The organism is Pseudomonas sp. yb_2, assembly GCF_043103905.1.
GTDB lineage: Bacteria > Pseudomonadota > Gammaproteobacteria > Pseudomonadales > Pseudomonadaceae > Aquipseudomonas > Aquipseudomonas alloputida.
Genome location: NZ_JBICKH010000077.1, coordinates 1 through 24,700 on the forward strand (window position 1 = coordinate 1; position 24,700 = coordinate 24,700).

30 protein-coding genes and 2 tRNA genes are annotated in these 24,700 nt (G+C 61.4%); 21 read left to right on the forward strand and 11 right to left on the reverse strand.

The annotated features are described in order from the left end of the window. The first annotated feature begins 260 nt into the window (after positions 1-260). The gene (locus tag ACF8FB_RS21115; protein WP_003250541.1) at positions 261-449 is read left to right on the forward strand and encodes a hypothetical protein; all 189 of its coding nucleotides are present in this window, start codon (positions 261-263) and stop codon (positions 447-449) included. A 4-nt stretch (positions 450-453) separates the two neighbouring features. Here ACF8FB_RS21115 and ACF8FB_RS21120 read toward each other — a convergent pair whose 3' ends face one another. From ACF8FB_RS21120 to nhaR, 3 genes are all read right to left on the reverse strand, one after another. Continuing rightward, positions 454-1,101: a YceH family protein gene (locus ACF8FB_RS21120; protein WP_392510393.1), complete on the reverse strand. Its 648-nt coding sequence runs from the start codon at positions 1,099-1,101 to the stop codon at positions 454-456. 88 nt (positions 1,102-1,189) lie between these two features. Next, positions 1,190-2,401, reverse strand: coding sequence for a serine/threonine transporter SstT (gene sstT / locus ACF8FB_RS21125; protein ID WP_010953393.1), 1,212 nt, complete (start codon positions 2,399-2,401; stop codon positions 1,190-1,192). 97 nt (positions 2,402-2,498) lie between these two features. After that, entirely contained in the window at positions 2,499-3,392 is an 894-nt protein-coding gene (gene nhaR, locus ACF8FB_RS21130) for a transcriptional activator NhaR (RefSeq protein ID WP_003250547.1), read from the reverse strand. A gap of 132 nt (positions 3,393-3,524) precedes the next feature. Between nhaR and ACF8FB_RS21135 the strand changes: the two genes are divergently transcribed. After that, complete coding sequence (locus tag ACF8FB_RS21135) at positions 3,525-3,764, forward strand: hypothetical protein (RefSeq protein WP_020191237.1); 240 nt, start codon at positions 3,525-3,527, stop codon at positions 3,762-3,764. Between the two features lie 28 nt (positions 3,765-3,792). Beyond that, the gene (locus ACF8FB_RS21140; RefSeq protein WP_003250551.1) at positions 3,793-4,545 is read left to right on the forward strand and encodes a TerC family protein; all 753 of its coding nucleotides are present in this window, start codon (positions 3,793-3,795) and stop codon (positions 4,543-4,545) included. A 126-nt stretch (positions 4,546-4,671) separates the two neighbouring features. On the opposite strand, the gene ACF8FB_RS21145 is transcribed toward ACF8FB_RS21140, so the two are convergent. Further along, positions 4,672-4,845, reverse strand: coding sequence for a hypothetical protein (locus ACF8FB_RS21145; protein ID WP_003250553.1), 174 nt, complete (start codon positions 4,843-4,845; stop codon positions 4,672-4,674). A gap of 166 nt (positions 4,846-5,011) precedes the next feature. Between ACF8FB_RS21145 and ACF8FB_RS21150 the strand changes: the two genes are divergently transcribed. After that, entirely contained in the window at positions 5,012-5,746 is a 735-nt protein-coding gene (locus ACF8FB_RS21150) for a peptidase C39 family protein (protein ID WP_010953395.1), read from the forward strand. A 111-nt stretch (positions 5,747-5,857) separates the two neighbouring features. Here the strand turns inward: ACF8FB_RS21150 and ACF8FB_RS21155 are convergent, their stop codons facing one another. Continuing rightward, the gene (locus tag ACF8FB_RS21155; protein ID WP_003250557.1) at positions 5,858-7,141 is read right to left on the reverse strand and encodes an FAD-binding oxidoreductase; all 1,284 of its coding nucleotides are present in this window, start codon (positions 7,139-7,141) and stop codon (positions 5,858-5,860) included. 203 nt (positions 7,142-7,344) lie between these two features. Between ACF8FB_RS21155 and ACF8FB_RS21160 the strand changes: the two genes are divergently transcribed. From ACF8FB_RS21160 to ACF8FB_RS21175, 4 genes are all read left to right on the forward strand, one after another. Continuing rightward, positions 7,345-7,421: transfer RNA gene (locus ACF8FB_RS21160), tRNA-Val, on the forward strand. A 172-nt stretch (positions 7,422-7,593) separates the two neighbouring features. Further along, positions 7,594-7,670: transfer RNA gene (locus tag ACF8FB_RS21165), tRNA-Val, on the forward strand. Between the two features lie 131 nt (positions 7,671-7,801). Then, entirely contained in the window at positions 7,802-8,371 is a 570-nt protein-coding gene (locus tag ACF8FB_RS21170) for an SPOR domain-containing protein (RefSeq protein WP_014591568.1), read from the forward strand. Positions 8,372-8,469: 98 nt separating this feature from the next. Then, positions 8,470-8,895, forward strand: coding sequence for a hypothetical protein (locus ACF8FB_RS21175; protein WP_003250560.1), 426 nt, complete (start codon positions 8,470-8,472; stop codon positions 8,893-8,895). A 3-nt stretch (positions 8,896-8,898) separates the two neighbouring features. Here the strand turns inward: ACF8FB_RS21175 and ACF8FB_RS21180 are convergent, their stop codons facing one another. The 3 genes from ACF8FB_RS21180 to ACF8FB_RS21190 form a co-directional block, all read right to left on the reverse strand. Further along, positions 8,899-9,591, reverse strand: a complete 693-nt coding sequence (locus tag ACF8FB_RS21180) for an endonuclease (protein ID WP_014591566.1) — start codon at positions 9,589-9,591, stop codon at positions 8,899-8,901. 6 nt (positions 9,592-9,597) lie between these two features. Beyond that, positions 9,598-9,840, reverse strand: coding sequence for a DUF1654 domain-containing protein (locus ACF8FB_RS21185; RefSeq protein ID WP_004574330.1), 243 nt, complete (start codon positions 9,838-9,840; stop codon positions 9,598-9,600). 215 nt (positions 9,841-10,055) lie between these two features. Then, a complete protein-coding gene (locus ACF8FB_RS21190; protein ID WP_003250634.1) occupies positions 10,056-11,144 on the reverse strand; it encodes an asparaginase in 1,089 nt (362 codons plus the stop codon). A gap of 367 nt (positions 11,145-11,511) precedes the next feature. Between ACF8FB_RS21190 and ACF8FB_RS21195 the strand changes: the two genes are divergently transcribed. The 7 genes from ACF8FB_RS21195 (at position 11,512) to ACF8FB_RS21225 (ending at position 18,449) form a co-directional block, all read left to right on the forward strand. After that, the gene (locus ACF8FB_RS21195; RefSeq protein WP_392511888.1) at positions 11,512-12,471 is read left to right on the forward strand and encodes a sugar ABC transporter substrate-binding protein; all 960 of its coding nucleotides are present in this window, start codon (positions 11,512-11,514) and stop codon (positions 12,469-12,471) included. Positions 12,472-12,491: 20 nt separating this feature from the next. Next, positions 12,492-14,045 carry a sugar ABC transporter ATP-binding protein gene (locus ACF8FB_RS21200; RefSeq protein WP_392510445.1) on the forward strand — a complete coding sequence of 518 codons (1,554 nt, stop codon included), beginning with the start codon at positions 12,492-12,494 and terminating at the stop codon, positions 14,043-14,045. Beyond that, complete coding sequence (locus tag ACF8FB_RS21205; protein WP_010953403.1) at positions 14,042-15,037, forward strand: ABC transporter permease; 996 nt, start codon at positions 14,042-14,044, stop codon at positions 15,035-15,037. Before ACF8FB_RS21200 ends, ACF8FB_RS21205 begins: the two co-directional genes overlap by 4 nt. A gap of 4 nt (positions 15,038-15,041) precedes the next feature. Next, complete coding sequence (locus ACF8FB_RS21210; RefSeq protein ID WP_104962064.1) at positions 15,042-16,064, forward strand: LacI family DNA-binding transcriptional regulator; 1,023 nt, start codon at positions 15,042-15,044, stop codon at positions 16,062-16,064. 15 nt (positions 16,065-16,079) lie between these two features. Next, positions 16,080-16,988 (forward strand): ribokinase, encoded by a 909-nt coding sequence (gene rbsK / locus ACF8FB_RS21215; protein WP_010953405.1) that lies wholly within the window; start codon positions 16,080-16,082, stop codon positions 16,986-16,988. After that, entirely contained in the window at positions 16,985-17,383 is a 399-nt protein-coding gene (gene rbsD / locus ACF8FB_RS21220) for a D-ribose pyranase (protein ID WP_003250646.1), read from the forward strand. Before rbsK ends, rbsD begins: the two co-directional genes overlap by 4 nt. A gap of 64 nt (positions 17,384-17,447) precedes the next feature. Further along, positions 17,448-18,449 (forward strand): nucleoside hydrolase, encoded by a 1,002-nt coding sequence (locus tag ACF8FB_RS21225; RefSeq protein WP_392511891.1) that lies wholly within the window; start codon positions 17,448-17,450, stop codon positions 18,447-18,449. Here the strand turns inward: ACF8FB_RS21225 and ACF8FB_RS21230 are convergent. Then, positions 18,421-18,633 carry a hypothetical protein gene (locus tag ACF8FB_RS21230; RefSeq protein WP_003250649.1) on the reverse strand — a complete coding sequence of 71 codons (213 nt, stop codon included), beginning with the start codon at positions 18,631-18,633 and terminating at the stop codon, positions 18,421-18,423. The genes ACF8FB_RS21225 and ACF8FB_RS21230 overlap by 29 nt on opposite strands. A gap of 274 nt (positions 18,634-18,907) precedes the next feature. On the opposite strand from ACF8FB_RS21230, the gene ACF8FB_RS21235 reads away from it, so the two are divergent. Next, on the forward strand, positions 18,908-19,228 hold the full coding sequence (locus ACF8FB_RS21235; RefSeq protein ID WP_049587634.1) for an I78 family peptidase inhibitor: 321 nt from the start codon (positions 18,908-18,910) through the stop codon (positions 19,226-19,228). 200 nt (positions 19,229-19,428) lie between these two features. Here the strand turns inward: ACF8FB_RS21235 and ACF8FB_RS21240 are convergent, their stop codons facing one another. Together ACF8FB_RS21240 and ACF8FB_RS21245 are read right to left on the reverse strand one after the other, a co-directional pair. After that, positions 19,429-19,641 carry a cold-shock protein gene (locus ACF8FB_RS21240; RefSeq protein ID WP_003250656.1) on the reverse strand — a complete coding sequence of 71 codons (213 nt, stop codon included), beginning with the start codon at positions 19,639-19,641 and terminating at the stop codon, positions 19,429-19,431. 162 nt (positions 19,642-19,803) lie between these two features. After that, entirely contained in the window at positions 19,804-20,109 is a 306-nt protein-coding gene (locus ACF8FB_RS21245; protein WP_392509940.1) for a hypothetical protein, read from the reverse strand. A 338-nt stretch (positions 20,110-20,447) separates the two neighbouring features. Here ACF8FB_RS21245 and thrS point away from each other — a divergent pair, with 338 nt between their 5' ends. From thrS to pheS, 5 genes are all read left to right on the forward strand, one after another. Further along, a complete protein-coding gene (gene thrS, locus ACF8FB_RS21250; protein WP_010953409.1) occupies positions 20,448-22,370 on the forward strand; it encodes a threonine--tRNA ligase in 1,923 nt (640 codons plus the stop codon). After that, positions 22,370-22,921, forward strand: coding sequence for a translation initiation factor IF-3 (gene infC, locus ACF8FB_RS21255; protein WP_012052879.1), 552 nt, complete (start codon positions 22,370-22,372; stop codon positions 22,919-22,921). Before thrS ends, infC begins: the two co-directional genes overlap by 1 nt. Before the next feature lie 60 nt (positions 22,922-22,981). Beyond that, positions 22,982-23,176 carry a 50S ribosomal protein L35 gene (gene rpmI / locus ACF8FB_RS21260; RefSeq protein ID WP_003250667.1) on the forward strand — a complete coding sequence of 65 codons (195 nt, stop codon included), beginning with the start codon at positions 22,982-22,984 and terminating at the stop codon, positions 23,174-23,176. Positions 23,177-23,203: 27 nt separating this feature from the next. After that, positions 23,204-23,560 (forward strand): 50S ribosomal protein L20, encoded by a 357-nt coding sequence (rplT, locus tag ACF8FB_RS21265; RefSeq protein WP_003250671.1) that lies wholly within the window; start codon positions 23,204-23,206, stop codon positions 23,558-23,560. A 109-nt stretch (positions 23,561-23,669) separates the two neighbouring features. After that, positions 23,670-24,686, forward strand: a complete 1,017-nt coding sequence (gene pheS / locus ACF8FB_RS21270; protein ID WP_003250674.1) for a phenylalanine--tRNA ligase subunit alpha — start codon at positions 23,670-23,672, stop codon at positions 24,684-24,686. The last annotated feature ends 14 nt before the right edge of the window (positions 24,687-24,700 follow it).

The window sequence follows — 24,700 nt, forward strand, 5'->3', positions numbered from 1 at the left end:
GTGTGCTGCTTTGCTCCCGAATGAGAGAGTGGCCCAAATGGCATCGGCGTTAATCCCTGTCGGCACAGCTTGCTGTGACCACGTATAGAAGAGTGAACACTTCGCCGCCATTGACCCCGCGCGCCTGTTTTTTTCGCTAGAAAGAACAGTGGGTTATCTTTTGTTTGATAGAAGCGGGTTCACCCGCGAAGAGGCCGGTGCAAGCAAAGCAGCACCTGAAGGTGTCTATGCTTACTGCAGACCCCTCAGGAATCACACCCATGACCCTGATCAGCCGCGAACCCTGGTGGCTAGTCCCCCCAAAGCCCGGGCAGCAAGAGCAGGACCTGCACTGGGGCTACCTGGAAATCTACGCCGACGGTCGCGCTGTGTTCGTCGACCAGCGCCCCACTGACCGGGAGCTGGCCGAGCGCAAGAGCTGCCGCAATTTCCCCGACCCCGAGCCGTGACGGCTCAGCCTTCCAGCTCAGCCAGGCGCGCTTCCAGCGCCGCAATGCGGGCTTCGAGGGCTTCGATGCGGTCTTCTGACACACTGCCGCCACTGGTGCGCGCGCCGCCTTCCTGCTGCCGTGCAGCGAGAATCGCCTCGATTTCCGCCGGGTCGCCCAAGGCATGGGTGTAGCGGTCTTCACGCTGGCCGGCCTGGCGTGGCAGGTGCAAGGCCAGGTCCCGCGAGATCAGGCGCTCCAGCTGATGCTGGATCTGCTCGGCGTCGTCAAAGTCGTGCAGGCGGTTGCTACGAGTCAGCAGTTCGTTGAGGGTTTGCGGGCCCCGCAGGAACATCAGGCCCATCAGCACCAACTGCGCTGGCACCAGCTCCAGTGCCTTGTCTACCCGATGTTCCCAGCGGTCGGCACGGCTGCCCATCTGCAGGCGGGTCATGCCCTGACCTTCGAGGGCGCGCAAGGCCTGGCCGACCTGGCCTTGGGTGAGGTTCATCACCGGCTCGCGGCTGGTCTTCTGGTTGCAGGCCAGGACCAGGGCATTGAGGGTCAGCGGGTAGCTTTCCGGGCTGGTGGCCTGCTTTTCGATCAGCGAGCCGAGAACGCGGATCTCGATGCTGTTGAAGCGGCCTTCACCCGCGGTTTCGTGTTCTGACATGGCCCTGTCTCGTGGCTGGGGAAAGGCCACTAGGGTAGGTAATGCCATCGCGTAAGGCAATTGGGGCCGCAAAGCGGCCCCGGCCCTCTTAGCCGTGGCGCTGCTCTTGAGCCTGACATGCCGCGGCAGTGAACAGCACATCGGTCGAAGAATTCAGCGCCGTTTCGGCCGAGTCCTGCAACACGCCGATGATGAAGCCCACCGCAACCACCTGCATGGCAATTTCGCTTGGGATGCCAAACAGGCTGCACGCCAGCGGAATCAGCAGCAGCGAACCCCCGGCCACGCCCGAGGCGCCGCAGGCGCACACTGCCGCTACCACGCTGAGCAGCACGGCAGTCGGCAGGTCCACCTGGATACCCAGGGTATGCACTGCGGCCAGGGTCAGCACGGTAATGGTGATCGCCGCACCGGCCATGTTGATGGTCGCGCCCAGCGGGATCGACACCGAGTAGGTGTCTTCATGCAGGCCAAGGCGTTCCGACAACGCCAGGTTCACCGGGATGTTGGCGGCCGAGCTGCGGGTGAAGAATGCGGTAATGCCGCTTTCACGCAGGCACAGCAGCGTCAGCGGGTAGGGGTTGCGGCGGATCTTCCAGAACACGATCAGCGGGTTCATCACCAGCGCCACGAACAGCATGCAGCCGATCAGTACCGCCAGCAGGTGCAGGTAGCCGAGCAGCGCGTCCAGGCCCGACTGGGCCAGGGTGGAACTGACCAGGCCAAAGATGCCCAGCGGGGCGAAGCGGATGACCACGCGCACGATCAGGGTTACACCATTGGACAGGTCTTCGACCACGGTACGGGTCGTTTCGCCGGCGTGGCGCAGGGCCACGCCCAAGCCGATGGCCCATGTCAGCACGCCGATGAAGTTGGCGTTGAGCAGGGCATTGACCGGGTTGTCTACCGCGTTCAGCAACAGGTTCTGCAGCACTTCGGCGATGCCGCCTGGCGCGCTCAGCGTGGCCTCGCTGGTGCTTAGCGCCAGGTGCGACGGAAACAGCATGCTGGCAAACACGGCCACCACTGCTGCGGCAAAGGTGCCCAGCAGGTACAGCCAGAGGATCGGGCGAATGTGGGTTTCCTGGCCGTGACGATGGTTGGCGACCGAAGCCATGACCAGGATGAACACCAGCACGGGCGCAACCGCCTTCAGGGCACTGACAAATACCTTGCCAAGAAAGGCCAGGTCGCGGGCGATGGCAGGTGCAAGCAGGGCGAGGGCGATGCCGGCGAGCAGGCCGATGACGATCTGGGTCACCAGGCTGGTGCGGTTGAGGATGCGGAGGAAAGGGGTCATGTGCAGCGGTATCTCGGAATCTGGAAAGGGCGGACTTTACCATAGAGCACCTATAGCGCATGTCGGGCCGTGTTCTTTGTCAATCAGGCTTTTACGGCTACCAGTGAAACAACTCCCGCCGCGCCCCCTCGGTAATCGCCACGATCCCTGGGTGCTTGACCTTGCGCTCCACCGAAATGGCATAGAACGATTCGTGCACGGCCTCGGTCTGCCCGATCAGTTGCACGCCATACTGACGGCACACCTCCTCGGCGATTACGCTGGGCGCTACGAAAATGCCGCTGCCCGACTGTCCGAACGCTTGCATCAAGGCACTGTCATCGAACTCCCCCACGATCCGTGGCTGCACCTGCTGCTCGCCCAGCCACCGCAGCAGGCGGCTGCGTACCACGGTCTCCTGGCCGGGAACCAGCAGCGGAGCATCCTGCAGGCAAGCTGGAAAAGGACCTTCAAGCCGTTGTGCCAGCGCCGGGGTGGCGAAGAAGCTCAGCCCGCACTCGCCCAGCTTTTGGCTGTAGCACTTGATGTCCAGGTGGTTAGGCATGGGGCTGTCGGATATCACCAGGTCCAGGCGCTGGATAGCCAGGTCTGCCAGTAACCGCTCAAGTTTGTCCTCGCGGCAGTTGATGCGCAGCACCTCCTCCAGGTCCATGGTCGGTGCCAGCAGGCGGTAGACAATGGATTTGGGCACCACGTCAGCCACCCCCACACGGAACAGGATCTGCTCTTGAGGGCCGGCACGCAGCATGGCTTCAAGCTCGCTGCCGATCTGAAACATCTGCTCTGCATACACCAGGGCCTGACGGCCGGTTTCTGTCAGTTCCAGCTGCCGGCCAGCGCGCTGGAACAGTTCCAGGCCGTAGGTTTGCTCGAACAGGGTGATCTGCCCGCTGATGGTTTGCGGTGTGAGGTTCAGCTGTTGGCTGGCGCGGGTGATGCTGCCCGTCTTGGCCACGGCCCAGAAGTAATGCAACTGGCGATAGTTAAGCACCGTCGGTCGTTCCGATTCGTAAAAACCGAAGTATATGCCATGAAAATACGAATTTTCCTGAACTATTGCCGTCTTTAGAATGCACGGCTATCAGGCGCCATGCGCCGCCGGGTTATTTCAAGCGAGGACACCATGCTGCAACTCAAATCCATAGGCACCCCGTTGGTGCTGGCTTTGGCCCTGTTCACCCTGGCAGGCTGCGACCAGGCCGAGAAATCCGCGCAGCAGATGCTCGATCAGGCCGCGCAGTCGGCCAAGCAAGCCATCGACGACACCAACAAGGCTGCCCAGCAGGCGCTGAGCGAAGCCATCGGCAGCGAAGGGCAGAAGCCCAAGGATGCCGAGAAGAAAGAAGAAACCCAGGAAATCTGACCCCAACCGCTGCTGCAGGATTTGAACAATGGAATATTTGCTGGAACTCGCCGCTAGCCCTACCGCCTGGGTTGCCCTGGCTACGCTGGTGGCCATGGAAGTTGTTCTGGGCATCGACAACCTGATCTTCATCTCGATCCTGACCAACAAATTGCCGGTGGAGTACCGCTCCAAGGCGCGGCGTATCGGTATCAGCATGGCCTTGGTCATGCGACTGGCCTTGCTCAGCACCGTGGCCTGGATCGTCCAGTTGACCGACCCGGTGTTCGAAGTGTTCGGCAACGCCTTCTCGTGGAAGGATGTGATCCTGATTGCCGGTGGTCTGTTCCTGCTGTGGAAGGCGACCAAGGAAATTCACGAAAACGTCGACCCGCATGGCGCCAAGGAGGAAGCCAAGGTCTCCTCCACGGTTACCCTGGGCTTTGCTGCGGCGATTTTCCAGATCCTGCTGCTGGACATCGTCTTCTCGGTCGACAGCATCATTACCGCCGTGGGCATGACCGAGCACCTGCCGATCATGATTATCGCTGTTATCACGGCTGTGATCGTGATGATGGTGGCTGCCGACCCGCTGGCCAACTTCATCAACGACAACCCGACCGTGGTCATGCTGGCGCTGGGCTTCCTCATCATGATCGGCATGACGCTGATCGCCGAAGGCTTTGGCGCCCATGTACCCAAGGGCTATGTGTATGCGGCCATGGCGTTCTCGACGGCTATCGAGGTCCTCAACATCCTGGCCCGTCGAGCGCGTTTGAAGCGTGAGGCGGCTGAAGGTTGATGTAAAAAGGGGCGCCTCGCGCCCCTCTTGCGGACAAGCCCGCTGCACAGGTATTCGCGTGGCACTGGCAACGCGAATACCTGTGCAGCGGGCTTGTCAGTCAGTGGGCTTCGGGAAATCCTGAGGTTAGCTCACCCCGGCATGCCGCCGGGGCCGTCTTACTGGCTGTGGCTTGGCGGGTGCCTGCGGTGGCAGGTGGTGTGCATGACGCCGCACGATACGCAGTACACCCCACAGCATGGCGGCTGCGACGCTCAGCCACATGCCTACCAGCATGAGAATTGCCATGGTCAGGCTCATCTGTGCCTCCATCTTTGCGGCAAGCGCTTGATTGGGCCGCGTTTACCTTCCAGACACTGCTTTAGTCTAGCCCTTCGTCTGTGACGTTCCATCGAACAATGGTCTATCTCTAGGGCCGATTCGCTCCAAGGCGCTGTCGGACTATACCCGCGCCGCTGTCGGACCTATGATCGGTGGCCAGAGCCGGGCGCTGCCTGCCTGGCGTTGGAACAAGCGAGTGTCCATGGAGCAACATTCCTTCAAGGCTGCCCCCCGGCGGCTACTGGCTGCCTGCCTGCTGGCTGCCACCCTGGCCGGCTGCGCCGGCGCACCGCCCGGCAACCTCAAGGGCCTGCCGCAGCGAGTCGAGATCAGCAGCGTGCCGTTCTACCGTGGCAACGCCAACCACAGCGGGGCCATGGCGCTGGCGGCAGTGCTGTCGCAGCAGGGGGCGCCTATTACGCCGGGCTTGCTGGATAAGCCGCTCAACCTGCCTCAGGGCGCTGAAACGCTGGATACCGCTATTCCCCGTGTGGCGCGGGACTACGGTAGGGTGGTGTACCCGCTGGACAAGCAACTGGACGCGCTGCTGACCCAGGTGGCAGCGGGCAACCCGGTGCTGCTGCGTTACGAGGACGGTTCGGCCTGGTGGAGCGAGCCGCGCTATGCGGTGTTGATGGGCTATGACCGTTACAAGCAGCGGGTGCTGCTGCGCTCGGGCATGCACCGGCGGCAGGTGATGGCATTCGATGAATTTGCATCGGCATGGGAGAAGCAGGGGAGTTGGGCGGTGCTGGTGCAGCCACCTCGGCAACTGCCGGCCCAGGTTGATCGCCAGCGGTGGTTGCATGCTGCGGATGAATTGGCCAAGGCCGGGCAAGAGATTGCGGCGAAGCAGGCGGTCAATAGCCTGAACGAATAGCGTTGCCTGTGCCGGCTTCTTCGCCGGCAAGCCCGCGCCCACAGGATTTGTGCTTATTGCACAGTCCGTGTGGGCGCAGGTTTGCCGGCGAAGAGGCCAGGCCTGCCTGAATCAGAAGCCCAGGCGATCGCGCAGGCTGTAGTACCAGGCACCGATGGCGCTGAAGGGTACGCGCAGCATCTGGCCACCCGGGAACGGGTAGTGCGGCAGGCCGGCAAAGGCGTCGAAACGCTCTGCCTGGCCGCGCAGGGCCTCGGCCAGCACCTTGCCCGCCAGGTGGGTATAGGTCACGCCGTGGCCCGAGCAACCCTGCGAGTAGTAGATGTTGTCGCCAATCCGGCCAACCTGTGGCAGGCGCGACAAGGTCAGCAGGAAGTTACCGGTCCAGGCGTAGTCGATCTTCACGTTCTTCAGCTGCGGGAAGGCCTTGAGCATTTTCGGGCGGATGATCGCCTCGATGTTGGCCGGGTCACGCGCGCCGTACACCACGCCGCCACCGAAAATCAGGCGCTTGTCGCTGGTCAGGCGGTAGTAGTCGAGCAGGTAGTTGCAGTCCTCGACGCAGTAGTCCTGCGGCAGCAGGGTGCGTGCCAGTTCTTCGCCCAGTGGCTCGGTGGTGATCACCTGCGTGCCGCATGGCATGGACTTGGCGGCCAGCTCGGGTACCAGGTTGCCCAGGTAGGCGTTGCCGGCAACGATGATGAACTTGGCGCGGACCTTGCCCTGCGGGGTATGCACGACCGGGTTGGCACCGCGTTCGATGCGCACGGCCGGGGTTTGCTCATAGATGATGCCACCCAGCGACTCGACCGCGGCAGCTTCACCCAGGGCCAGGTTCAGCGGGTGGATGTGGCCGCCGCTCATGTCGAGCATGCCGCCGATGTAGCTGTCGCAGGCAACCACTTCGCGGATGCGCTTCTGGTCCATCAGCTCCAGCTGATTATGGCCAAAGCGTTCCCACAGGCGCTTTTGCGATTCCAGGTGACCCATCTGCTTGCTGGTAAGGGCAGCGAATACGCCACCATCTTTCAGGTCGCACTGAATGTTGTACTTGGCCACGCGTTCACGAATGATGCGCCCGCCCTCGAAGGCCATGTGACCCAGCAGTTGCGCCTGCTTGGGGCCGACGGTGCGTTCGATGACATCAATGTCGCGGCTGTAGCTGTTGACGATCTGGCCGCCGTTGCGGCCCGATGCGCCGAAGCCGACCTTGGCCGCTTCGACGATGCTCACCTTGAAGCCGTTCTCCAGAAGGAACAGGGCGCTGGACAGGCCGGTGTAGCCGGCACCGATGATGCACACATCGGTTTCCACCTCACCCTGCAGCGCCGGACGTGGCGGCACCGGGTTGGCCGAGGCGGCGTAGTAGGACTGGGGGTAGGGGGTGTTAGCCATGCTGCAGGAACCTCGTGTTTTATATTTTTAACGAATGTACCGATGCTATCAATAATAATAAACACCCGCTAGTCGTCTGGTGAAAATCCTTTACGGGGCCCCCCTCAGTCAGCCTCTCTATAAAGAGTTTAAGATTCAGTAGGTTAGCGCGAAAAAAAGTGTTGACAGGGTTTTTGTAATGCGTAGAATGCGCACCACACGACAGGCACATAGCTCAGTTGGTTAGAGCACCACCTTGACATGGTGGGGGTCGTTGGTTCGAGTCCAATTGTGCCTACCAAATCGAAAAAGGGGTGATCCGAAAGGGTCACCCCTTTTTTCATTGTCCATTGCCGCGCGAGCGGGAATACCGCGGCATGGACGCAAAGCGCTTTCATTCGAAAGTTTTTGATTTTTCTCAAAAAAAAGCTTTACAGGTACGCATCGGGCCACTAATATGCGCACCACACGACAGGCACATAGCTCAGTTGGTTAGAGCACCACCTTGACATGGTGGGGGTCGTTGGTTCGAGTCCAATTGTGCCTACCAAATCGAAAAAGGGCGATCAGAAATGATCGCCCTTTTTGCATTTGCGCCCGAAGCAGCGTGTAACGTTTGGTCGCGGTTCGGGGCATACCCGACGTGCTAGAATCCGCCCCTTCGAATCTGGAGGTACACGCGTGCGCAAACTGGCTGTGGTAATGGCAGTGCTCGCCCTGGCGGGCTGTGAGAACGAGGTCGAAGGCGTGCACAAGCAGGTGGCCGAACACCTGCATAACCCCAAGACCGCCAAGTTCGGCAACGTGCGGATCGACACCCAGGGCACCATCTGCGGTCAGGTCCGCGGCAAGGACGATGCCGGGCAGTACGAAGCCTACCGCAGCTACGTGGCGATCAAGCGCGATGGCCAATACGACATCATCGTCGACGATACCGGCAACAACCTGCGTATCCGTGAGCTCTGCGGTGGAGCCGACCTGCAGCGCCGTGCCGAGGCGCTGGCAGACCAGCCGGCGCCACAGGGGTGGGATGTGGAAGTGGTACAGGGCGCCAACATGGGCGCACTCAGCGATATGACGGCGCGCCTGATCGAAAAGGGCATCCCCTCTTCGGTGGAGTACCGTGACGGCAAGCCGGTGGTGCTGCTGGGGCCGTTCCCCACCCGTGAAGAAGCGCAGGCGCGCAGGGACGAAGTGATGGCCAAGCTGGGTACCGATTCGGTGGTCATCCAGCACGGCGCAGCACGCTAAACCAGTAAAAGTGGCGCCGCAGCCAAGGCTTGTGTCAGGCGCCGTTCACACAAGTTTGGCTATGCTTGGGGTGGTAGCTGCCAAACGGGGAGGGCCTCATGTCTACACTGGAGCGGGCCATTGCCGTGGCCGCCAGGGCGCATGAAGGGCAATACGATAAGGGTGGGGCGGCTTATATCCTCCACCCTTTGCGCGTGATGATGCGGGTTTCCACACCTGAACAGCGGATTGTGGCGGTGCTTCACGATGTGATCGAGGACACCCCGCTGACCCTGTCCGACCTGGCGCGTGAGGGCTTCGCGCTGAAAATCCTGGCTGCGTTGCTGGCGCTTAGCCGCCGCGAAGGCGAGCCTTACCAGGATTTCGTGGTGCGCCTGGGCGAAGACCCGTTGGCGCGCACCGTCAAGCTGGCTGATCTGGCCGACAACAGCGACCTCTCGCGCATCCCTTGCCCGGGCCCCGCCGACCTGGCGCGGCTGGCCCGTTATCGCCAAGCCAGTGCCTATTTACAGGCACTGGCCTGAGGATCAACCGCACGCCTTGAGGTTGACCGGCCCCACGAACGCGTTTCCTCGCCCCATCACGCAGGCGACCTGTTGGTTGCGTTGCTGCTCCCAGGCTTGCGGCGGGTAGGTCTTGTTCCAGGCTTCGAACAGCTGGCGGTCCTGTTTGGACAGGCGCAGGTTGTACTGCTTGCTCATGTAGAAGTAGGTGCGGGCGATCATGCCGCGGATCGACGGGCGCGGCATCACCTTCTTGGCCTTGAAGTCGACTTGGGTCAGGCAGCGGCCATACTGGCCGCGTTGTTCTGGTAGCCAGCCGAAGCTGAAGTTGCTGCGGTCGCCGTTGACCTCGCCGATGCTTGGCACCAGGTTGTGCAGGTCGGCTTCGGCGCGTTGGTACACTTCGTCATGCTGCGAGCACTGCTTGCGCCCGCCGCTCTGCCAACACTGGCGCTGATGGCCGATCTGCCAGGCGGGTACGATGTGCTCCCACTCGATGCGCGACGCGCGCTGGGCGTTCTTGCGTGGGGTATAGCCGCAAGATGCCAGGTCGACCTTGTTGCCTTTGTATTTACAGCCGCAATAAAACTCGGTCGATTGCGGCGCATAGAGCTTCCAGGCGACCTTCTTGGCCTCCTGGAAGGTGCGCGGGGCGTCGGCTTGAACAAGCGGAGTGGTCAGTAACAGGCAAGCTGCTGCGAAAAGCGAAACTCTCATGCGCAGTCAATCTTCCTTCGGTACGGTCCAGAAAATCTGCACACCGCCATCGTCGCGATGCGCGAGGGTGACGTTGTCGTTTTCTGCGATCTCCTGAAGCAGGGTCTCCCAGTCATCCGGGCTTTCCTGTTCCAGGCGGAAGATCAGCGCCGCACGGCTGCGCTGGGCGGTGGGGCTGTTGATGATCTTCTGGATGCGTACACCCAGCTGTTCATAGCTGCTCGGGGTGGCGGAGGCGGTGCTGGACACAGGAATTCCCTTGTTTTTGCTGTATGCACATACAGTATTTCACTGTAGGTAAATTCGCAACAGCTTGTCAGGAGAAATCCAGCGTTGGCCTGTAAACCATGAGGCCGGTCAGAAAGGTAAACGATGTCGCCGGTTTGTAACCTCTGTGTCTATGCGGTTGAGGAATTGGCAACGAGGCCCTCAGAGCCGGCGCACCGGCCCTGAGGGGGAAGCACTCAGTACTCCCAGAAGATCCGCTGCAGCTCTTTGCTGTCCTGGGTCTTGGTCATCGCTACCATCGCCAGGATCCGCGCTTTTTGCGGGTTCAGGTCGTGAGCCACGACCCAGTCGTTCTTGTCATCCGGCTGTTCGGCGTTACGCAGTACGAAACCACCCTGGTTGACATGCGACGAGCGGATGATCTGCACGCCGTTCTTGCGCAGTTCTTGCAGCGCCGGGACTACCCGCGACGATACCGAACCGTTGCCGGTACCGGCATGGATCAGCGCCTTGGCGCCGTTCTGTGCCAGGGCCTTGTAGGCGGTGTCGGTGACGTTGCCATAGCCATAGGCAATGTCTACCTGCGGCAGGCTGCTGATCTGCTTGATATCGAACTCGGAATTGACCGTATGGCGCTTGGCCGGCAGGCGGAACCAGTACGATTTGCCTTCCACCACCATGCCCATCGGGCCCCAGGCGCTCTTGAAGGCTTCGGTCTTGATGTTGACCGCCTTGCTCACATCGCGGCCGGACTGGATCTCGTCGTTCATGGTCACCAGCACGCCCTTGCCACGCGACTGCTTGTCGCTGGCTACGGCCACGGCGTTGTACAGGTTGAGCATGCCGTCGGCGGACATGGCGGTACCCGGACGCATCGAGCCGACCACCACGATTGGCTTGTCGGTCTTCTCTACCAGGTTGAGGAAGTAGGCGGTTTCTTCGAGGGTGTCGGTGCCGTGGGTGATGACGATGCCGTCCACGTCCTTGCTTTCGGCCAGCTCGGCGACGCGCTTGCCCAGCTTCAGCAGGTCGTCATTGCTGATGCTCTCGGAGGCGATCTGCATCACTTGCTCGCCACGGACATTGGCGATGTCGGCCAGTTCCGGCACGCCGGCGATGAGCTTGTCGACGCCCAGCTTGGCAGCCTGGTAAGTGGCGCTGTTGGCAGCGCTGGCACCGGCGCCGGCAATGGTGCCGCCGGTGGCGAGGATGACCACATTGGCCAGCTTCTGTTGGGTTTCGGCTTCTTTGGCCGAGGCGCTGGATGGCAGGATCAGCAGCAGGGCGAGTGCGCTGGGGGCGAAGGTTTTCAGTGCGGCATTCATCGTTATTGTTCTCGCTTCCTAGTGAGTTAGTTATTGAGTCGCGCAGGGCTACAGGCATTTTCCGTACCAAGGCACCACGCGTTGCCTGGGTTGGAGCGGCCTTGCGTTGCAATGGGCGGCGTAGCAGCCCCCGGCAATGTGTGGTGTTGCACCGAACCGCGCCTGCCAAAGGCGGCATTTCATTCGTAATACCGAACAAAAAAAGGAAAAGGGTTCGGTTTTCCGTAAAAGCCTGCATAATCGGCCCCAGCAGCACGCTGGCCTCCGACAGCCATGCGGATTTGACAAACAACGGTCCTGTTACCATAGTTGGTCAACGCAAACGTTTGCGATCCGACAAAAAACACAAGATTCGGAGTCATCGTTCATGAAGCTGCCGTTCCCCGGTCGTGTGCTGGCCCTCGCTGTCATTTCCTCGCTTAGCCTCACCTTGCCATTGTCTGCCGCCCACGCTGAAGACAAGCCTAAGGTCGCCCTTGTCATGAAGTCGCTGGCCAACGAGTTCTTCCGCACCATGGAAGACGGCGCCAAGGACTACCAGAAAGCCCACGCCGACGAGTTCGACCTCATCGCCAACGGCATCAAGAACGAGACCGACACTGGCGAGCAGATCCGCATCGTCGAGCAGATGGTCAATGCCGGCGCCAAGGCGCTGGTGATTGCCCCGGCTGATTCCAAGGCGCTTGTGTCGGCGGTGAAGAAGGCCATGGACCAGGGCGTGGTGGTGATCAACATCGACAACCGTCTGGACCCTGATCTGCTAAAGAGCAAAGGCATCAGCGTTCCCTTCGTCGGCCCCGACAACCGCAAGGGCGCGCGCCTGGTTGGCGATTACCTGGCCAGCCAGAAGCTCAAGGCCGGCGACCAGGTGGGCATTATCGAAGGCGTGTCGACCACCACCAATGCCCAGCAGCGCACCGCCGGCTTCAAGGACGCCATGGACGCCGCGCAGATGAAAGTCGTCTCGGTACAAAGCGGCAATTGGGAGATCGACAAAGGCAACGCCGTCGCCGCCTCCATGCTCAACGAATACCCCGACCTGAAGGCCTTGCTGGCCGGCAACGACAGCATGGCCCTGGGCGCTGTGTCCGCCGTGCGTGCCGCTGGCAAGACCGGCCAGGTGCAAGTGGTGGGCTATGACAACATCAATGCCATCAAGCCAATGCTTGAAGACGGTCGGGTGCTTGCCACCCTCGACCAGGCGGCCAGCCAGCAGGCGGTGTATGGCATTCAGGCGGCGCTGAAAATGGTCAAGGGCGAAAAGCCTGATGTGGATGCCGACAACGTCATCCAGACCCCGGTCGAACTCATCACCAAGAAGCCCTGATGCTGCCAGGAGAATCGGCCATGCCTGCATTGGCCAATGAAGTGGTGCTTGCCGCCAGCGGCCTGGGCAAGACCTATGCCCAGCCCGTACTCGGCGAGGTCAGCCTGAGCCTGCGCGCGGGCGAAGTGCTGGCCCTGACCGGCGAGAACGGCGCAGGCAAGAGTACGTTGTCCAAGCTTATCAGCGGCCTGGAGGTGCCCACCACCGGTCACATGACCTACCGCGGCCAGGCCTACGCGCCCGGCAGCCGCGGCGAGGCCGAACGCCTTGGGGTGCGCATGGTCATGCAGGAGCTGAACCTGCTGCCGACGCTGACCGTGGCGGAAAACCTGTTTCTCGACAACCTGCCCAGCCGCTTCGGCTGGATCAGCCACAAGCGTTTGCGCCAGCTGGCAACGGCTGCCATGGCTCGGGTCGGGCTCGACGCCATTGACCCGGACACCCCTGTCGGCGAACTGGGCATCGGCCATCAGCAAATGGTCGAGATTGCCCGCAACCTGATCGGTGACTGCCATGTGCTGATCCTGGACGAGCCCACTGCCATGCTCACTGCGCGCGAGGTGGCGTTGCTGTTCATCCAGATCGAGCGCCTGCGCGCGCGCGGCGTGGCCATCGTCTATATCTCGCATCGCCTGGAAGAGTTGCAGCGTGTGGCCCAACGCATCGTTGTGCTGCGCGATGGCAAGCTGGTGTGCGACGAGCCGATCCAGCGTTACAGCAGCGCCGAGCTGGTCAACCTGATGGTCGGCCGCGAGCTGGGCGAGCATATCGACCTGGGTCGACGGCAGTTGGGTGCACCGCTGCTCAAGGTCGACAAACTGTGCCGTGGCGACAAGGTGCGCGAGGTGTCGTTCGAAGTCAGGGCAGGGGAGATTTTTGGCATCTCCGGCCTGATCGGCGCCGGCCGTACCGAGCTGCTGCGCCTGATCTACGGTGCCGATCGCGCCGACAGCGGCGGTATCGCGCTCGGCCAGCCGCCACAGGCGGTCAGCATCGACTCGCCCAAGGCTGCAGTGCGTGCCGGTATCGCGCTGATAACCGAAGACCGAAAAGGCGAGGGCCTGCTGTTGACGCAGTCGATCAGCGCCAACATTGCGTTGGGCAACCTGGGCGCGGTATCGCGCGCCGGTGTGCTCGATAGCGAAGCGGAAAAGGCCTTGGCCGAACGCCAGATCCAGGCCATGCGCATTCGCAGTGCTGGCGCGCAGCAAGTGGTGGGCGAGCTGTCTGGCGGTAACCAGCAGAAGGTGGTGATCGGCCGCTGGCTGGAGCGCGATTGCCAGGTGCTGCTGTTCGACGAACCCACGCGTGGCATCGATGTGGGCGCCAAGTTCGACATTTATGGCCTGCTGGCCGAGCTGGCGCGCCAAGGCAAGGCCTTGGTGGTGGTGTCCAGTGACCTGCGCGAACTGATGCTGATTTGCGACCGCATCGCCGTGCTGTCCGCTGGCCGCCTGATCGACACCTTCGCGCGTGATCATTGGAGCCAGGACCAGTTGCTTGCCGCCGCCTTCGCCGGTTATCAGAAACGTGACGCGCTGCTGCATGATGCAGCCCCCAGGATGGATGCATGAAAACCACCCCGCTCAACAACCAGGACGCCGCCCCCGTGCGCCGCAGCGGTACGTACTTTGGCCTGGGCACCTACCTGGGCCTGGCTGGCGCCTTGCTGGCGATGATCGTGCTGTTCTCGTTCCTCAGCAGCCACTTCTGGTCGTATGGCACCTTCAGCACGCTGGCCAACCAGATCCCGGACCTGATGGTGCTGGCGGTGGGCATGACCTTCGTGCTGATCATCGGCGGCATCGACCTGTCGGTGGGCTCGGTGCTGGCGCTGGCCGCCTCGACGGTGAGCGTGGCGATACTCGGCTGGGGCTGGGGCGTGCTGCCCTCGGCGCTGCTGGGCATGGCTGTGGCCGCATTGGCCGGCAGCATTACCGGTGGCGTCACCGTGGCCTGGCGCATCCCGTCGTTCATCGTCTCGCTTGGTGTGTTGGAGATGGCCCGTGGCCTGGCCTATCAGTTCACCGACTCGCGCACCGCCTATATCGGCGACGCCTATGCCTGGTTCTCCAACCCGGTCGCCTTTGGTGTTTCGCCAGCGTTCATCATCGCCTTGCTGGTGATCGTGCTCGCCCAGTTGGTACTGACGCGCACGGTGTTCGGCCGTTACCTGATCGGTATCGGCACCAACGAAGAGGCCGTGCGCCTGGCCGGTATCGATCCGCGCCCTTACAAAGTGCTGGTGTTCGCCCTGATGGGCCTGCTCGCCGGCCTGGCCGCACTGTTCCAGATCTCGCGGCTGGAAGCCGCCGACCCCAACGCCGGGTCAGGCCTGGAGCTGCAGGTCATTGCCGCCGTCGTGATCGGCGGCACCAGCCTGATGGGTGGGCGTGGCTCGGTCATCAGCACCTTCTTTGGCGTACTGATCATTTCCGTATTGGCCGCCGGGCTGGCGCAGATCGGTGCCAGCGAGCCGACCAAACGCATCATCACCGGGGCGGTGATCGTCATCGCCGTGGTGCTCGACACTTACCGTAGCCGGCGCGCAGGCCGGCGGAACTGACAACATGGCAACCATCAAAGACGTCGCGGCACTGGCGGGTATTTCCTACACCACCGTGTCCCATGTACTCAACAAGACCCGTCCGGTCAGCGAGCAGGTGCGGCTGAAAGTGGAAGCCGCCATCATCGAACTGGATTACGTGCCCAGTGCGGTGGCGCGCTCGCTGAAAGCGCGCAGCACGGCCACCATCGGCCTGTTGGTGCCCAACAGCGTCAACCCGTACTTCGCCGAGCTGGCGCGGGGTATCGAAGACGCCTGCGAGCGCAACGGCTATTGCGTGATCCTGTGCAACTCCGACGACAACCCGCAGAAGCAGCGCAGCTACCTGCGCGTGCTGCTGGAAAAGCGCATCGACGGCCTGGTAGTGGCCTCGGTGGGCCAGGACGACGACTTGCTGCAAAGCCTGGCCAGTGTGCGCACGCCAATGGTCATCGTCGACCGTGAGCTGGAAGGCGTCGATGCCGACCTGGTGCGCATTGACCACGAGCAGGGGGCGTACCTGGCCACCCGGCATCTGCTGGAGCTTGGCCATCGCGACGTCGCCTATATCGGTGGCCCCGCCGAAACCGGGGTTACCCAGCTGCGCCTGAGCGGTTTCCGCCGTGCCATGGCCGAAGCCGGTGCGCCCGTGCCGGGCAGCCGTGTACTGCACTGCGACTTCACCAGCCCGGGTGGCCATGCAGCGGCGGCGCAGGTGCTGGAAGGCAAGCGGCCCTCGGCGATTTTTGCCGGCAACGACATGATCGGCTTTGGTGTGCTGCGCGCTGCAGCCGAACGCAATATCAGCGTACCCGGCGAGCTGTCGGTGATCGGCTTCGATGACATCGAACTGAGCCGCTACGTGTACCCACCACTGACCACCGTGGGCCAGTCGATCCGCGAACTGGGCGAGAGCGCTGCCTCGTTGCTGCTGACGCGTATCGCTACGCCCCGGCAAGGCGCGGCGGAGCAGCGCATTGTCGCCCCGCGTATCGTCTTGCGTGAGTCCACCGGGCCGCGCCCGGACCTGTTCAATGATTACCGCTAACGCTAAGGAAACGTCATGAATGCCAAGGTTGTGGTGGTTGGCAGCCTCAACATGGACCTGGTGGTCCGCGCCCAGCGCCTGCCGCGGGCCGGCGAAACACTCCCCGGCGATAGCTTTTTCACGGTGCCGGGCGGCAAGGGTGCCAACCAGGCGGTGGCAGTGGCGCGGCTGGGCGGCAGCGTGGCTATGATCGGCAATGTGGGGGATGACGACTACGGGCGGCAACTGCACCGGGCCTTGTATGTCGAGGGGATCGACTGTCAGGGCGTCAGCACCTGTCCAGCCATGTCCAGCGGTGTGGCGCTGATCACGGTGGATGCTGCCAGCCAGAACTGTATTGTCATCATTCCCGGCGCCAACGGCCTGCTGACGCCGCAGTCGGTGCGGCGCTTCGATGCGTTGCTGCAGGCTGCCGAGGTAATCATCTGCCAGTTGGAAGTGCCAGCCAGCACCGTGGCCTGGACACTGGCCAGAGGGCACGAGCTGGGCAAGCAGGTGATCCTGAACCCAGCACCCGCTACCGGCCCCTTGCCAGCGGACTGGTTTGCGCATATCGATTACCTTACCCCTAACGAAAGTGAGGCCGAAGCCTTGACCGGTGTGGTGGTGACCGACCAGGACAGTGCCCGGCGCGCGGGCGAGCGCTTGCTGCAGCTGGGGGCAGGCAAAGTGATCATCACCTTGGGTGCGCAAGGTGCCTTGCTGGTTACTGCCCAAGGTCATCAGCACTATCCGGCGCCGCACGTGCAACCGCTGGACACCACCGCTGCCGGCGATACCTTCATCGGTGGCTTTGCTGCCGGCCTGGTGCGTGGGCTGGAGGAGGGGGAGGCGATCGCCTTTGGTCAGCGTGCCGCGGCATTGTCGGTTACCCGTGCCGGTGCCCAACCGTCGATTCCCTACCTGGCGGAGCTGACGCCATGAAGAAAACCCCGCTGCTGAACGTTGCCCTGTCGCGGGTCATTGCCGGCATGGGGCATGGCGATATCCTGGTGATCGGCGATGCCGGGCTGCCGGTGCCGCCGGGTGTGGAACTGATCGACCTGGCCATTACGCCTGGCCTGCCGGACTTCGCCAGCGTGCTGCGGGTGGTGCTGAGCGAATTGCAGGTTGAGCGGCATGTGCTGGCTGAAGAAATGCAGAAAGTGGTGCCACCTGCGCTGGTCGAAATCGAGCGACTGAAGGGCAAGCTGGGCAAGCGCGAATGGCTGACCCATGAGGATTTCAAAGTGCTGTCGCGCAGTGCCCGTGCGGTGGTGCGTACAGGCGAGTGCCAACCCTATAGCAATATCGCCCTCATCTCCGGCGTCACCTTCTAGCCGCTTTCACAAAGGACGCCGGGCTGTGTAAACGCATGATTCATAGGCAACAGGAGTGCCACCCATGCTCAAGTCCCTGCTACAAGGAGTCGTCTTCATGGCCGCAGCCTCCACCCTCCAGGCCGCACCCATCGATCTGATCATCGACACCGATCCCGGCGCCGACGATGTGGTGGCGCTGTTTCTGGCCATGGCTTCGCCCAACGAACTCAGTATCCGCGCCATCACCACCGTGGCCGGCAACGTTCGCCTGGACAAGACCTCGCGCAATGCCCGCCTGGCCCGCGAATGGGCGGGGCGTGAAGACATCCCGGTGTACGCTGGTGCCGGCCGCCCATTGGTGCGCACGCCGATCTACGCCGCCGACGTTCATGGCGAAGAAGGCCTCACCGGCGTACAGGTGCACGAGCCGAAAGCGCCCCTGGCCCAGGGCAATGCCGTGCAATACCTGGTCGATACCCTCGGCGCAGCCGAACCACACAGCATCACCGTCGCCATGCTCGGCCCGCAGACCAACCTGGCCCTGGCGCTGATCCAGCGCCCGAGCATCGTCAAAGGCATCAAGGAGGTGGTGGTCATGGGGGGAGCGCATTTCAACGGCGGCAACATCACCCCGGTGGCGGAGTTCAACCTCTACGCCGACCCGCACGCCGCCGAAGTGGTGCTGGCCAGCGGCGTGCAGCTGACCTACCTGCCGCTGGATGTCACGCACAAGCTGCTGACCAGTAACGCCCGCCTGAAGCAGTTGGCAGCCGTGAACAACCAGGCGAGCAAGCGCGTGGTGGATATCCTCAATGCCTACATCACCCACGACATGGACGTGTATGGCATACCTGGCGGCCCTGTGCACGACGCCAGCGTCATCGCCTACCTGTTAAAGCCCGAGCTGTTCAGCGGCCGGCGTATCCACATGAGCATCGACAGCCGCGAAGGACCCACTTTCGGCCAGACAATTGCAGACTGGTACGGTGTGCTCAAGCGGCCGGCGAATGTGCTGTGGGTGGAGCAGGGTGATGCCCAGGGGCTGTTCGACCTGCTCAGTGCCCGTCTGGCGCGATTGGAATAGCCGCGTGCGGCGCGTAGCGCTCGAACACCTGGTCGATGAAGCTGCGTGCCGCCTCGGCACCGTTGTCGCGCACCAACAGGTCGATGGCGATCAGCAGCAACTCTTCCGGTGTGCCAGGGCTGTACGCGCTCTGGCCCTCGGCCCATTTGACCTTGATGTCGGCATCGATGCTGTGGGTGCTCATGAAAAGCTCTCGCTAGGGGCCCGGAACGAAGGAGGAACACCTGACCCTGGTGTTCGATGGAGGCGGGATGCGCTCCACTTCTTGCAGCAAATCATGGCTTTGCGCCGGTGACCGTGCGGGCTAAGCATATGGCAAACACAGTACGTTGTGCAAAATCCGGTCACGATTGCTTTTCGCCTCGCTGCTGCAGTTCAGGCAGACTTGACCGGTTTTGCAACAAATGATGAGCGGAGCTGTCGGATCAGGCAGTTCCCGGACCGATTTAGGAGGCTTCATGTTCCGTACCCGTGCTTACCTGGCAACTCTGGCTGTGGCTGCTGTCCTGGCGGGTTGCAGCACTGGTGGCAATGCTGATGGCGGTGGTGCGCCGGCCGCGTCAGCGGGCAACGATGGCCGCTGCGAAGCCAGTGGTGCCGACTTTGCCATGGGCAAGCAGGCCAGCGCCGAATTGCTGGAGCAGGCACGCAAGGCCAGCGGCTCGCAGATGGCGCGCATTCTCAAGCCGCACGACGTGGTCACCCTGGAGTACCGCTCCGAGCGCCTGAACCTGAACGTGGACGAGCAGGGCAGGGTAACCCGCGTCAACTGCGGTTGATGCACGCGGGGGCAACTGCCTTGCGCAAAATGTGAAAAGCCTGCGCGGTCGCCTTGTAGGAGCGGGTTCACCCGCGAACACGGGCAAAGCCCGTGCCATTCACCCTACAGTCGGTTTCGCAGGCAATCCCGCCCCTTCAGATGATGCATCACCCATAAAAAAACCCGCCACAAGGGCGGGTTTTTTTACAGCTATCCGAATTACTCCGGACGAACCTGTGCAGCCTGCATGCCCTTCTGGCCGCGCTCGGCGACGAAGGAAACAGTCTGGCCTTCTTTCAGGCTCTTGAAGCCGTCAGATTCGATGGCTTTGAAGTGTACGAACAGGTCGTCGCCGCCGCCTGCTGGGGTGATGAAGCCGTAGCCTTTCTCATCATTGAACCATTTGACGGTGCCTTGTTGGCGATTGGACATGGGTGAATCTCCAGAACATTTAGTTTTTTCAGTGGTGCAATGCGGCCGAGGCTACGGAGCACGGGATACATCATAGTCTAATTCTGCGCATCTAGCGCCTTTTACCTTCGCAGGATATTGATCCAGCTCAAAGAATGGCTGGCCATCACCGGCTTTAAGGTTTCAGCCCTTCGGTGCGCAGGCCTGTTTCACCACCGACTGCGCCTTCTGCATCAGTTTGGCGTCAACGCCGTCCTTGCTGTCGAGGTCGGCAATCTCGGCGTCGGTGAAATTCTTTTTGATGGCTTGCGCGCCGCAGTCGCAGTGTTTTTTCGCGGTGGCAGCGTCAACGCCCTGGCCGCTGGCCACTTGCGTGCACTGGGTCATGTAGGCGGCCTCCTTCCCGGCTGGGAAGTTGCCGGCGTTCGCAGCCACGGGCAGCAGCAGGGCGCCAGCGGCCGCCAGGGCCAGAAGAGACGGAACTCGCATCACCAGTTACTCCTTGGGTTAAGGTCTCATCAAGAGTAGGTTGCTTCCCAAAGTCTGAGCGGTATTTTTCCGCGTTAGTTCACCGCTGCGGTGCAATTTCCAAATATTTCTGCCTGGGGTGCAACCCGCGTGCTAGCATGCTCGGCTTGCAGTCGCGCTGTTGCCGGCTGCAGCTATCTTTTTTCTTTCCAGTCACTCTGGTTCGTCCCTGACAAGCCGAAAGGCTTCTGCCACTGTGGGGCAGGCTTCCTTTTACCGGAAGGCAGGTCGGATCTTGTACTGGCTCATCCCAACCCACGTGACCTTTGGTAGGGGTCACCACTAGGAGAGGAGGCGCCATGCCCGTTATTACTCTTCCCGATGGCAGTCAACGTTCGTTCGATCACGCCGTATCCGTAGCCGAAGTAGCCGCTTCCATCGGCGCTGGCCTGGCCAAGGCCACCGTTGCCGGCAAGGTCGACGGCAAGCTGGTCGATGCGTGTGACCTGATCAGCAACGACGCCACCCTGCAGATCATCACCCCTAAAGATGAAGAGGGACTGGAGATCATTCGTCACTCGTGCGCCCACTTGGTTGGCCACGCCGTGAAGCAGCTGTACCCGACCGCCAAGATGGTGATCGGCCCGGTCATTGACGAAGGCTTCTATTACGACATCGCCTACGAGCGCCCCTTCACCCCAGAAGACATGGCCGCCATCGAAAAGCGCATGATGGAGCTGATTGAAAAAGACTACGACGTGGTCAAGAAAATGACCCCGCGCGCCGAAGTCATCGATGTGTTCAAGGCCCGTGGCGAAGACTACAAGCTGCGTCTGGTCGAAGACATGCCGGATGAACAGGCCATGGGCCTGTACTACCACGAAGAATACGTCGACATGTGCCGTGGCCCGCACGTGCCGAACACCCGCTTCCTCAAGGCATTCAAGCTGACCAAGCTGTCCGGCGCCTACTGGCGTGGCGATGCCAAGAACGAGCAGCTTCAGCGCGTGTACGGCACGGCCTGGGCTGACAAGAAGCAGCTGGCTGCGTACATCCAGCGCATCGAAGAAGCCGAAAAACGCGACCACCGCAAGATCGGCAAGCAGCTCGACCTGTTCCACCTGCAGGAAGAAGCCCCGGGCATGGTGTTCTGGCACGCCAACGGCTGGACCGTCTACCAGGTACTCGAGCAGTACATGCGTGGCGTGCAGCGCGAAAACGGCTACCAGGAAATCAAGACCCCGCAGGTTGTCGACCGCATCCTGTGGGAGCGTTCCGGCCACTGGTCCAACTATGCCGAAAACATGTTCACCACTTCGTCGGAAAGCCGTGACTACGCGGTAAAACCGATGAACTGCCCGTGCCACGTGCAGGTGTTCAACCAGGGCCTGAAAAGCTACCGCGACCTGCCGCTGCGTCTCGCCGAGTTCGGTGCCTGCCACCGTAACGAGCCGTCCGGCGCCCTGCACGGCATCATGCGCGTGCGTGGCTTCGTACAGGACGATGCGCACATTTTCTGCACCGAAGATCAGGTGAAGAAAGAGGCCGCCGACTTCATCAAGCTGACCCTGGACGTGTACAAGGACTTCGGTTTCAGCGACATCGCCATGAAACTGTCCACTCGTCCGGCCAAGCGTGTCGGTTCCGAAGAGCTGTGGGATCGTGCTGAAACAGCGCTGGCCGACGCCCTGAACGAATCCGGCCTTGAGTGGGAATACCAGCCGGGCGAGGGTGCCTTCTACGGCCCGAAAATCGAGTTTACCCTGCGCGACTGCCTCGGCCGTAACTGGCAGTGCGGTACCCTGCAGTACGACCCGAACCTGCCAGAGCGTCTGGATGCCAGCTATATCGCCGAAGATAACAGCCGAGTTCGCCCGGTCATGCTGCACCGCGCCATCCTCGGTTCGTTCGAGCGCTTCATCGGCATGCTGATCGAGCACTACGCGGGCGTGTTCCCGGCGTGGCTGGCCCCAACTCAGGCGGTGATCATGAATATCACCGACAAGCAGGCCGATTTCGCCCTCGAGGTTGAGAAATCTCTGAACGGAAGCGGTTTCCGTGCCAAGTCGGACTTGAGAAATGAGAAGATCGGCTTTAAAATCCGCGAGCATACTTTGCTCAAGGTCCCGTACCTTTTGGTTATAGGGGACCGCGAAGTCGAAACGCAAACCGTCGCTGTGCGTACTCGCGAAGGCGCAGACCTGGGCTCCATGCCCGTCGCCCAATTCGTTGAGTTGCTGACACAAGCGGTTTCCCGGCGTGGTCGCCAAGAATCGGAGTAATGACTATTAAGCGTGAAATGAGAAACGATAAGCGTGCTGTACCGAAGGCCCCGATCAACGAGAATATCTCGGCCCGCGAGGTTCGGTTAATTGGCGCAGACGGCGAGCAGGTTGGCATCGTCTCGATTGATGAAGCGCTGCGTATCGCTGATGAAGCGAAGCTGGACCTGGTAGAAATCTCTGCAGACGCGGTACCACCCGTCTGCAAGGTCATGGACTACGGCAAGCACCTCTTCGAGAAGAAGAAGCAGGCTAACGAAGCCAAGAAAAACCAGAAACAGATCCAGATCAAAGAAATCAAGTTTCGTCCAGGGACGGAGGATGGGGATTACCAGGTAAAACTACGCAACCTGGTACGTTTCCTTACCGATGGGGACAAGGCCAAGATCTCTCTGAGATTCCGTGGTCGTGAGATGGCCCACCAGGAGCTGGGCATGGAGCTGTTGAAGCGGGTCGAAGCCGACCTCGCCGAATACGGCACCGTTGAGCAGCATCCGAAGATGGAAGGACGCCAGCTTATGATGGTCATCGCCCCCAAGAAAAAGAAGTAATCTCCCGGGCACGGCAGGCCTGATGATTATGTGTAATTTTATCGAATGCGGAGTTCCAACATGCCAAAAATGAAAACCAAGAGCGGTGCTGCGAAGCGCTTCCTGAAGACAGCTTCGGGCTTCAAGCACAAGCACGCTTTCAAGAGCCACATCCTGACCAAAATGTCGACCAAGCGTAAGCGTCAACTGCGCGGTGCCAGCTTGCTGCACCCGTCCGACGTCGCAAAAGTCGAGCGCATGCTGCGCGTTCGTTAATTCTGGTTAAGATAGAGGAAGTTACTCATGGCTCGTGTTAAGCGCGGCGTTATCGCTCGTAAGCGTCACAAAAAAATTCTGAAACTGGCTAAAGGTTACTATGGTGCACGTTCGCGCGTATTCCGTGTAGCCAAGCAAGCGGTCATCAAGGCAGGCCAATACGCCTACCGCGACCGTCGCCAGAAGAAGCGTCAGTTCCGCGCACTGTGGATCGCTCGTATCAACGCCGGTGCCCGCACCAACGGTCTGTCCTACAGCCGTCTGATTGCTGGCCTGAAAAAGGCTTCGATCGAAATCGACCGTAAGGTTCTGGCTGATCTGGCAGTGAACGAAAAAGCGGCGTTTGCTGCGATTGTCGAGAAAGCTAAAGCCGTTCTGGCTTAAGTACCCGCGACAATCACCCGGCGGTGCTAGCGCTGCCGGGCATTGAACGTCATCGATAGGGGAAGAGCCTTCAAAGCTCTTCCCCTATTTTCGTATCTGGAGTCTGTACATGGAAAACCTGGATGCGCTGGTCTCCCAAGCCCTAGAGGCCGTGGAACGCGCTGAAGACATCAACGCCCTGGAACAGATCCGGGTTAATTATCTCGGCAAGAAGGGCGAACTGACCCAGGTGATGAAGACCCTGGGCAACCTGCCAGCCGAAGAGCGACCGAAAGTCGGCGCGCTGATCAACGACGCCAAAGAGCGCGTCACCGTTGTGCTCAATGCCCGCAAGGCTGCCTTTGAAGAAGCCGAGCTCAGCGCTCGCCTGGCTGCCGAATGCATTGACGTCACCCTGCCAGGTCGCGGCCAGGCCACCGGTGGCCTGCACCCGATTACCCGTACACTCGAGCGCATCGAGCAGTTCTTCACCCACATTGGTTACGGCATTGCCGAAGGCCCAGAAGTGGAAGACGACTACCACAACTTCGAAGCGCTCAACATCCCTGGCCACCACCCGGCGCGGGCGATGCACGACACCTTCTACTTCAATGCCAACATGCTGCTGCGCACCCACACCTCGCCGGTGCAGGTGCGGACCATGGAGTCCACCCAGCCGCCCATCCGCATTGTGTGCCCGGGCCGCGTATACCGCTGCGACTCGGATATCACCCACTCGCCGATGTTCCACCAGGTCGAAGGCCTGCTGATCGATCGCGATATCAACTTCGCCGACCTCAAGGGCACCATCGAAGAATTCCTGCGCGTATTCTTCGAAAAAGAACTGGCGGTCCGTTTCCGCCCATCGTTCTTCCCCTTCACCGAGCCGTCTGCAGAAGTCGACATCCAGTGCGTGATGTGTTCCGGCAACGGCTGCCGCGTGTGCAAGCAAACCGGCTGGCTGGAAGTGATGGGCTGCGGCATGGTGCACCCGAATGTGTTGCGCATGTCCGGCATCGACCCAGAAGAGTTCCAGGGCTTTGCCTTCGGCATGGGTGCCGAGCGCCTGGCCATGCTGCGCTATGGCGTCAACGATTTGCGTCTGTTCTTCGACAACGACCTGCGGTTCCTAGCCCAATTCCGCTAGGCCCAATCGACGCA

Bases quoted from the DNA above. Each gene is read 5' to 3' on its own strand.
- ACF8FB_RS21115 (WP_003250541.1), top strand. From the start codon at position 261: ATGACCCTGATCAGCCGCGAACCCTGGTGGCTAGTCCCCCCAAAGCCC.
- ACF8FB_RS21120 (WP_392510393.1), bottom strand. From the start codon at position 1,101: ATGTCAGAACACGAAACCGCGGGTGAAGGCCGCTTCAACAGCATCGAG.
- sstT (WP_010953393.1), bottom strand. From the start codon at position 2,401: ATGACCCCTTTCCTCCGCATCCTCAACCGCACCAGCCTGGTGACCCAG.
- ACF8FB_RS21135 (WP_020191237.1), top strand. From the start codon at position 3,525: ATGCTGCAACTCAAATCCATAGGCACCCCGTTGGTGCTGGCTTTGGCC.
- ACF8FB_RS21140 (WP_003250551.1), top strand. From the start codon at position 3,793: ATGGAATATTTGCTGGAACTCGCCGCTAGCCCTACCGCCTGGGTTGCC.
- ACF8FB_RS21145 (WP_003250553.1), bottom strand. From the start codon at position 4,845: ATGAGCCTGACCATGGCAATTCTCATGCTGGTAGGCATGTGGCTGAGC.
- ACF8FB_RS21150 (WP_010953395.1), top strand. From the start codon at position 5,012: ATGATCGGTGGCCAGAGCCGGGCGCTGCCTGCCTGGCGTTGGAACAAG.
- ACF8FB_RS21155 (WP_003250557.1), bottom strand. From the start codon at position 7,141: ATGGCTAACACCCCCTACCCCCAGTCCTACTACGCCGCCTCGGCCAAC.
- ACF8FB_RS21175 (WP_003250560.1), top strand. From the start codon at position 8,470: ATGTCTACACTGGAGCGGGCCATTGCCGTGGCCGCCAGGGCGCATGAA.
- ACF8FB_RS21180 (WP_014591566.1), bottom strand. From the start codon at position 9,591: ATGAGAGTTTCGCTTTTCGCAGCAGCTTGCCTGTTACTGACCACTCCG.
- ACF8FB_RS21190 (WP_003250634.1), bottom strand. From the start codon at position 11,144: ATGAATGCCGCACTGAAAACCTTCGCCCCCAGCGCACTCGCCCTGCTG.
- ACF8FB_RS21195 (WP_392511888.1), top strand. From the start codon at position 11,512: ATGAAGCTGCCGTTCCCCGGTCGTGTGCTGGCCCTCGCTGTCATTTCC.
- ACF8FB_RS21200 (WP_392510445.1), top strand. From the start codon at position 12,492: ATGCCTGCATTGGCCAATGAAGTGGTGCTTGCCGCCAGCGGCCTGGGC.
- ACF8FB_RS21205 (WP_010953403.1), top strand. From the start codon at position 14,042: ATGAAAACCACCCCGCTCAACAACCAGGACGCCGCCCCCGTGCGCCGC.
- ACF8FB_RS21210 (WP_104962064.1), top strand. From the start codon at position 15,042: ATGGCAACCATCAAAGACGTCGCGGCACTGGCGGGTATTTCCTACACC.
- rbsK (WP_010953405.1), top strand. From the start codon at position 16,080: ATGAATGCCAAGGTTGTGGTGGTTGGCAGCCTCAACATGGACCTGGTG.
- rbsD (WP_003250646.1), top strand. From the start codon at position 16,985: ATGAAGAAAACCCCGCTGCTGAACGTTGCCCTGTCGCGGGTCATTGCC.
- ACF8FB_RS21225 (WP_392511891.1), top strand. From the start codon at position 17,448: ATGCTCAAGTCCCTGCTACAAGGAGTCGTCTTCATGGCCGCAGCCTCC.
- ACF8FB_RS21230 (WP_003250649.1), bottom strand. From the start codon at position 18,633: ATGAGCACCCACAGCATCGATGCCGACATCAAGGTCAAATGGGCCGAG.
- ACF8FB_RS21235 (WP_049587634.1), top strand. From the start codon at position 18,908: ATGTTCCGTACCCGTGCTTACCTGGCAACTCTGGCTGTGGCTGCTGTC.
- ACF8FB_RS21240 (WP_003250656.1), bottom strand. From the start codon at position 19,641: ATGTCCAATCGCCAACAAGGCACCGTCAAATGGTTCAATGATGAGAAA.
- ACF8FB_RS21245 (WP_392509940.1), bottom strand. From the start codon at position 20,109: ATGCGAGTTCCGTCTCTTCTGGCCCTGGCGGCCGCTGGCGCCCTGCTG.
- thrS (WP_010953409.1), top strand. From the start codon at position 20,448: ATGCCCGTTATTACTCTTCCCGATGGCAGTCAACGTTCGTTCGATCAC.
- infC (WP_012052879.1), top strand. From the start codon at position 22,370: ATGACTATTAAGCGTGAAATGAGAAACGATAAGCGTGCTGTACCGAAG.
- rpmI (WP_003250667.1), top strand. From the start codon at position 22,982: ATGCCAAAAATGAAAACCAAGAGCGGTGCTGCGAAGCGCTTCCTGAAG.
- rplT (WP_003250671.1), top strand. From the start codon at position 23,204: ATGGCTCGTGTTAAGCGCGGCGTTATCGCTCGTAAGCGTCACAAAAAA.
- pheS (WP_003250674.1), top strand. From the start codon at position 23,670: ATGGAAAACCTGGATGCGCTGGTCTCCCAAGCCCTAGAGGCCGTGGAA.